Annotated in this window: 7 protein-coding genes; 4 read left to right on the top strand and 3 right to left on the bottom strand. The window is 71.0% G+C overall.

The window, feature by feature from the left end; translation table 11 throughout:
* Window positions 1–3: 3 nt before the first annotated feature.
* Complete coding sequence (locus DJ73_RS15260) at window positions 4–951, bottom strand: RsmB/NOP family class I SAM-dependent RNA methyltransferase (protein ID WP_094558380.1); 948 nt, start codon at window positions 949–951, stop codon at window positions 4–6.
* Between the two features lie 112 nt (window positions 952–1,063).
* Between DJ73_RS15260 and DJ73_RS15255 the strand changes: the two genes are divergently transcribed.
* Entirely contained in the window at window positions 1,064–1,804 is a 741-nt protein-coding gene (locus DJ73_RS15255; RefSeq protein WP_094522399.1) for a proteasome assembly chaperone family protein, read from the top strand.
* Window positions 1,805–1,899: 95 nt separating this feature from the next.
* Here the strand turns inward: DJ73_RS15255 and DJ73_RS15250 are convergent, their stop codons facing one another.
* Together DJ73_RS15250 and DJ73_RS15245 are read right to left on the bottom strand one after the other, a co-directional pair.
* Complete coding sequence (locus tag DJ73_RS15250; RefSeq protein ID WP_094558379.1) at window positions 1,900–3,261, bottom strand: isochorismate synthase MenF; 1,362 nt, start codon at window positions 3,259–3,261, stop codon at window positions 1,900–1,902.
* Window positions 3,262–3,375: 114 nt separating this feature from the next.
* Entirely contained in the window at window positions 3,376–4,014 is a 639-nt protein-coding gene (locus DJ73_RS15245) for a molybdopterin-dependent oxidoreductase (RefSeq protein ID WP_094558378.1), read from the bottom strand.
* Between the two features lie 343 nt (window positions 4,015–4,357).
* Here DJ73_RS15245 and DJ73_RS15240 point away from each other — a divergent pair, with 343 nt between their 5' ends.
* From DJ73_RS15240 to DJ73_RS15230, 3 genes are all read left to right on the top strand, one after another.
* Window positions 4,358–4,573 (top strand): cell surface protein, encoded by a 216-nt coding sequence (locus tag DJ73_RS15240; protein WP_094522403.1) that lies wholly within the window; start codon window positions 4,358–4,360, stop codon window positions 4,571–4,573.
* A gap of 116 nt (window positions 4,574–4,689) precedes the next feature.
* Complete coding sequence (locus DJ73_RS15235; protein WP_094522405.1) at window positions 4,690–4,968, top strand: UPF0058 family protein; 279 nt, start codon at window positions 4,690–4,692, stop codon at window positions 4,966–4,968.
* Between the two features lie 68 nt (window positions 4,969–5,036).
* Complete coding sequence (locus DJ73_RS15230) at window positions 5,037–6,944, top strand: rhomboid family protein (RefSeq protein ID WP_094522407.1); 1,908 nt, start codon at window positions 5,037–5,039, stop codon at window positions 6,942–6,944.
* Window positions 6,945–6,965 lie beyond the last annotated feature (21 nt).

Below are 6,965 nucleotides of genomic sequence, written 5' to 3'. Positions count from 1 at the left end.
CGCTCACGCCGCCACCTCCCCGTCGCCGGCGCCCGCCTCGTCATCCCCGCCCACACGAAGCTTCGCGCAGAAGAACCCGCCCGTGTCGTTGTGATGGGGGTAGACGCGGTGCGCGCGCGTCACCGACTCGTCGAACGTCTCGCCCTCCCACTCGGTGACGCCGGGGACCGCGTCGAGCGGGAGGTCGAACTCGACGACCTCGCAGTCCTCGTTCGAGATGACGTGGTCGAGCACCGCCTCGTTCTCCTCGGGCGCGAACGTGCAGGTGGAGTAGACGACGGTCCCGCCGGGGCGGGTCGCCTGCACGGCCCGGGCCAAGACCCCCTTCTGGATCCCCGCGACGGCGTGGACGTGGTCGAGCGTCCACTGGTCGACGACGTCCGGGTTCTTGCGGCAGGTGCCCTCGCAGGAGCAGGGGGCGTCGACGAGGGCCCGATCGAACTCGTCGAACGCGAGCGGCTTCGTCGAGAAGTTCCGGGCGTCTTGATTCGTGACGATCGCGTTCGTGATCCCGAGGCGCTCCGCGTTGTGCCGGAGCGCGGAGAGCCGACCGAGGTTGTTGTCGTTGGCGACGAGCGTGCCCTCGTCGTCCATCGCGTCGGCGATCTGCGTCGTCTTGCTACCGGGGGCCGCGCAGGCGTCCCAGACGCGCTCGCCCGGCCGCGGGTCGAGCGCGAGCCCCGGGAGCACCGACACCTCCTCTTGCCCGTGGGTCCAGCCGTGGACGTACGGCCAGTTCCCGCCGGGGTTCCCGTCCGGAAGCCGGAGCAGGCCGTCGTGCCACGCCACGGGCTCGTACGCGACGCCCGCTTCGTCGAACGCCTCGCGGACCCGATCGGGCGAGGCCGCCATCTCGTTCACGCGGACGACGGAGGGCAGCGGCCGGTCGCAGGCCGCGCGGAACGCCGACGCGTCGTCGACGAGCGGCTCGTACCGCTCTAACGGATTCATGCCACCTCTTTCGCGGCGGCCCGTTAGTCGGTTTCGGGACGCGCGCGAGGCCACGCAGTCGCACGCCCCGCGCGCCCTACGTTTTAGGTCCCTGCCCGGAGTAGGCGAACGCATGGCACGCATCTCCGTCCTCGACGAGGACGTCTCGCTGGACGAGCCGACGCTGGTGGAGGGGTTCCCGGGCGTCGGACTCGTCGGAAAGATCGCGACGGACCACATGATCGAAGAACACGAGATGGTCCACTACGCGAACGTCCACTGCGACGGGCTCCCGCGGGTGGCCGTCTACCGCGAGGACGAACGGGCGCTGACGACTCCCGTGCGGCTGTACGCCGACCCGGAGAGCAACCTCGTCGCGCTCCGGAGCGACGTGCCCGTGAATCCCGGCGCCGCGACCGAGGTCGCCGGCTGCCTGGAGAACTGGTTCGCGGAGACGGTGACGTTCCCGATCTTCCTCTCCGGACGCGGCCGCGAGAAGGGGGAGGCGCCGCCGTCGATCTACGGCGTGGCGACCGGCGACGGCGGCGATCGGCTCGAGCGCGCCGACGTCGAGGACCCGCCGGAGGCCGGGCTGATCTCCGGGCCGACGGGCGCGATGCTCGCGGAGGCGCTGGAGCGCGACCGCGACGCCGTCGGGCTCGTCGTCGAGTCGGACCCGCAGTTTCCCGACCCCGAGGCCGCGCGGATCCTCATCCGGAACGGCATCGACCCGATCGCGGAGACGGAGACGCCCACCGAGGGGCTCGTCGACCAGGCGACCGAGATCCGCGAGGCGAAGCGGGCGTTCGCCGAGCGGATGCAGCAGGCCACCGAGGAGAGCTCGCAGGCCGAGCCGCTGAAGATGTTCCAGTAGGCGGCGCGCGCGGTTCTCGACCGGGACGCCGGCGGCTCCGGTCGGGCGGTCTCTCGATTTCGTCGACGCCCGCGCCGAGCGGGGCGCCCCTCGACTCAGTCGTCGTCCGCGCCGGGCGACCCGTCTCCCGCCTCCAACTCGTCGAGGATCGGGCGGTACTTGAGCTGGATCTCGTCCCACTCGCGGTCGGGATCGGAGTCGGCGACGAGGCCGACCCCGGCGAAGAGGGTGGCCCGCCGGGGCGCCGCGACCGCCGAGCGGATCGCGACCGCGAAGGCGCCGTTGCCGGCGGCGTCGATCCAGCCCACCGGCGCCGCGTACCAGCCGCGGTCGAACGGCTCCGTCTCGTGGATCGTCTCCAGGGCGCGGTCGGGCGGGAGCCCGCCGACGGCGGGGGTCGGGTGGAGCGCCTCCACGAGGTCGAGCACGTGGCGGTCGTCGCTGAGTTCGGCCGTGATCGGCGTGTGGAGGTGCTGGACCGTCGCGAGCCGGCGGACGCGACGCTCGCCGGCGGAGACCGACGCCGCGAACGGCTCCAGCTGCTCGCGGACTGTGTCCGCGACGAGTTCGTGCTCGTGGACGTTTTTGTCGTCATCGAGCAGCTCCCGCGCGAGCCACTCGTCCTCCGCCGGCGTCTCGCCTCGCCCCGTCGTCCCCGCGAGCGCGTCGGTCTCGACGGTCCGCCCGCGAAGCGAGACCAGCCGCTCCGGAGTTGCGCCGAAGAAGGCGCTCTCCTCCTCGTCCGGCTCGAAGTAGTACCGGTGACAGTCGGGGTACTTCTCCGCGAGCCGTTTCAGCGTCGCCGCTCGCGGGAATTCGGCCGCCAAGTCCGCCTCCAGCGCCTGCGCCAGGACGACCTTCCGTAAGTCGCCGCCGCGGATGCGGTCGACCGCGGCGTCGACGCTCTCGCGCCACGCCTCGCGGCTCGTGGTCCGACGGGTCTCCGCGATACCTGGGCGCGGCGGATCGGCCGCGTCGCCGTCGACCGCGGCGAGGCGTTCGACCTCGTCCGCCAGCCGGTGCTCGACGGCGTCGACGTCGGTCTCCGGGCCGACAGCGTTCACCGTGAGCCAAGTGCCGTTGTCCGCGAACGTGAGCTGGACGCGCGGGAGCGCAAAGCGCGCCTCCGGGAACGGCCCCCACGTGTCGCCGCCGCAGGCTCCCTCGTGGAAGGCGAATCCGCCGAAGATCCGGGGTCGAGCGGCCTCGGTCCCGGCGTGGACGTCGCCGGAGTCGAACAGGTCGGCGGCGGCGCTCCGGATCTCGGCGAACCGCTCCGGGCCGCTCGCGGTGAGGGTCGCGGCTGCCCCGCTCCCGAGGACGAGGGCGTCGTCCGGCGCGCTCCACGTCGTCCGCGGCGTCGAGAGGGCGTCGAAGGCGGCCGCGAACGGGGGCGCGTCGACCGCGGTCGTGCGGCTGACGAGGGGCGGAGCCGAGGTCGAACGCGCCCGTTCCATTAAGTAACGGTCGGCACTGCGGGCCCTTTATCCTGACTATCCCGGGGGTCGGCGCGGGCGACGGGCGCGCGGTCGCTCGCTCTAACGCCTACGGCGCGAAAGCGCTCGCCGCCGTCAGCTGTACCGCTCTTCGTTCCACGGGTCGGCGGTGTCGCTGTAGCCGCGCTTCTCCCAGTAGCCGAGCTCCTTCTCCGTGAGGAACTCCACTCCCGAGACCCATTTGGCGCCCTTGTACGCGTACTTGTGGGGGGTGACGACCCTGATCGGTCCCCCGTGGTCGGCCGGGAGGTCGTCGCCGTCGTAGCCGTACGCGAACAGGACGCCGTCTCGAGCGCACTCGTCGAGCGAGAGGTTCGTGGTGTAGCCGTCGAGCGCGTGGAAGAGGACGTGTTCGACGTCGTCGCAGACCCCGGCGTGGTCGACGATTTCGGCGAACTCGACGCCGGTGAACGCGCAGTCGAACTTACTCCACCCCGTCACGCAGTGGAAGTCCTGTCGCTGGGTGACGGCCGGGAGGTCGCGGAACTCGGACAGCGAGAGATCGAGGGGGTCGTCGACGGCGCCCCACACCTCGAAGGCGAACGTCTCGGGGTCCCACGAGGGCGTTCCGCTCTTCGAGAGCACCGGGAAGCGGTCGGTCTCGCGCTGGCCCGGAGGGAGTCGGTCGTCGCCGTACTCGCGGTAGAGCCCCGTGAGGTCCTGAACGTCGCCGTCGGCCTCGGTCGCGGCGTCCGTGCCGCCGGATCCACTCATACGCCGGCGTAGGCGTCGCGCCCACCTATGCGTATCGCTCCGCGTCGGTTGCAGAACCCGGGTCGACCCCAGTCACACCCCGGAAAACGACGCCGACGGCGGGGGGCGTCGCCCTGACTCGCGGGCTCAAACGGCTGTCGTTCGCGAGGCCGGCAGACCGCCGATCGGGCGGCGAGGACGCAGGCGCGTCGAACGTGTCGCCCATCGATTAGAAGTTTCGTATAACGGATCTAGAATTTAGATATTTCGAACTGAAGTTTCAAGAATGCCGTCGTGAGATTTCTCATACCCGTACCGTCGGCGCCACATTTATATACCCATTCCCATTACTCCCGGGCAGGAAATGCCACGAGTAGAGATAACCGTGCCGGAGCATCTGGAGATGCAGATCGCCCAGATGGTCGAGCAGGGGGAGTTCCTCAACCGAGAGGAGGCGGTGGAAGAGCTCCTGTCGACGGGGATAAAGGCGTACAAGACGAGCGGACCGAGAGACGAGGACGACTCCGGCGGGTTCGAGGACGAGGGCATGATGGGCCACGAAGACGAGTACGTGTTCTGAAGCGGGACCGTCCCCGCGATCTCTCCCCGGCTGTACGTTCGCGTCCGGTACCCCCCCGCGAGCCGTGCGTATTCCCCTCAACAACGCTTAAATTGTCTACGACTCGTATCTCTGGTATGCACAAAGACGAGCTCCTCGAACTCCACGAACAGATGGTGACGATCATGGAGCACTTCCGCGCGAACGAGACCGTCGACGGCTCGCTGTTCGACCCGTACGACGAGCTGGAGGTCGACCCCTCGCACGTCCACAAATCGAAGAGCGAGCACAAACACGCCGTGTTCGTGCTCGGCAACGCCCTGGCGAACGCGATGAGCGAGGACGAGTTCTCCCCCGCCGGCCGCGTCGGCAAGCGGATGAAGGAGCTGGCGGACGACGCCGAGAACAAGATCTGACCGCCCGGTGCCACCTCCCGGTCGACCGACCCGCGGATTCATAAGCGGTCGACCGCTCCCTTTCCCACATGGTCGCGGAGGCGCTGACGTCCGACGCCGCCCACCTCGCTGTCGGCGGCGGGCTCGTCGCCGTGGCGGTCGCGGTCGTTTATACGACCGACCGGCCGGCCGGATCGTGGACCCGCGCGCTCCGCTCGCGCTTCCTGCTCGGCGTGCCGTGGGGGACGCTGGTCGCCGTCGCCGGCGTGATCGGGGTGTACCTCTTCGTGCAGAGCGGGCTGGAGAACCCCGACCGCCCGGTCGTGATCCCGTTCCGCTCGTGGTCGTACTTCTACCCGGAGGGGCTCCTCTGGTCGAGCTTCGCGCACGCCAACCGCGGGCACATCACGGGGAACCTCCTGTCGGCGCTGGTCGCCGGCGGAATCGCCGAGTACGCCTACGGGCACTTTCCGGGCGGACGCGAGGTCGATGAGGAGACGGGCACGCTGCGGTCGGCGCTGCCGAGCCGGGAGTCCCTCCCGTCGCGAGAGTCGCTGCGCCGGGTCCGTTCCGAGGGCGCTACCGGGTTCGGCCTCGGCGCCGTCGGACTTTCGACGCTCGCGTCGCTCTCGATGAGCGCGTCGCGCCCGGACACCGATCCGCTCGCGGAGCGTCCCTCCGTTCGGGCGTTCGTCGTCGTGCCGGGCGCAATCGCGCTTTTCGGGGTCGCCAGCGCGCTGTTCGCGCTGGGGCCGGTGATCGGGTTCTCGGTGGTCGTCTTCGCGCTGTGGGGGTTCGCGCTCGTCTTCTATCCCGTCGGGACGATCGCGGCGCTCGCGGGGGCGACGCTCGTGAACGTCGCCTACCGGGCCCTTCGGGACCCGGTCGTCACCGCCGGAGCGAGCGGCTCCTACGGGCCGCCGGGGTGGGCGAACGTCGCCATCCAGGGCCACACCCTCGGGCTCATCGCCGGGATCTTCGCCGCGGTGTGGCTCGTCCGGCGGCGCCGCGAGCGCGAAGCCCGCTCGGACGGCGCGGAGGGCGGTCAGGCGGTGACGGCGTCGAGCGGCGGCTCTGGGACGACCGCGCTCGCCGCGTTCGGCGCGGTGCTCCTCTTCGGCGCATCCCGTCGGCTCTGGGCGGTGTACTGGTACCTCGGGAACGAGCGGTACGAGTTGTACCGGGCGCTGGGATTCGGGCTGCTCGCGGCCCTCGCGGCGATCGTCGCCCTCGCGGTCGCGGGGCGAGACGAGCCGCTGCGTCCGGACGCGGCCGTGCCGGAACCCGACACGATCCGAGGGGCGGTCCGGTCCGCCACGCCGGCCGCGATCGGACTCCTCCTGCTCGCGTCGGCGCTGGCGGTCGTCGCCGGACCGGGAGTGGTCCCGAACCTCGTCGCCGTCGACGACGGCGACCTGCCGGGCGACCCGATCGAGGTCGAGGGGTACCAGGTGACCTACGCCGAGAACGTGGAGGACGAGGTGGTGGGCGTCGTCGACGTCGAGGCGTTCGGTCGGTCGACGAGCGTCAACACCTCGGGGGTCATCGTGAAGAACGCGGACCGGGAGATCTGGACGACCGCGGTCTCGCGGGGGAACCTCGCCTTCTGGGGGTACCGCGCCGTCGACGTGGGCGGGACCGGGTGGCGCGAGACCGTCTGGGTCCAACGAGTGGGGTGGGTGGCGGCGAACGGCGGCCCGGCCTACCGGGTCGACGCGGTCCGGAACGAGACGCGCTCGACGCTGTTCACGAGCGAACCGGCGCGGGCGGAGCCGCGGATCGACGGGCGCAACGTCACCGTCGCGGCCGTCGAGGGGGGATTCGAACTGCGCGTCGCCCACGGGGGCGAGACCGAGCGGGCGGCGCTCCCCGCGGCGAACGAAACGGTCACGCTCCAGGGAGTCGCGTTCGTGCGCGAGGAGGACGCGGTGTTCGCGGAGCGCGGGGAGACGCGGGTGCGGATCGCGACGCGGGAGCGGTACGAGGGGCGGCAGTAACGCTCGGTCGGACCGAGGGCG

This window comes from Halorubrum sp. Ea1 (assembly GCF_002252965.1).
Classification (GTDB): Archaea; Halobacteriota; Halobacteria; order Halobacteriales; family Haloferacaceae; genus Halorubrum.
This window is presented reverse-complemented; position numbering and strand designations above follow the sequence as displayed.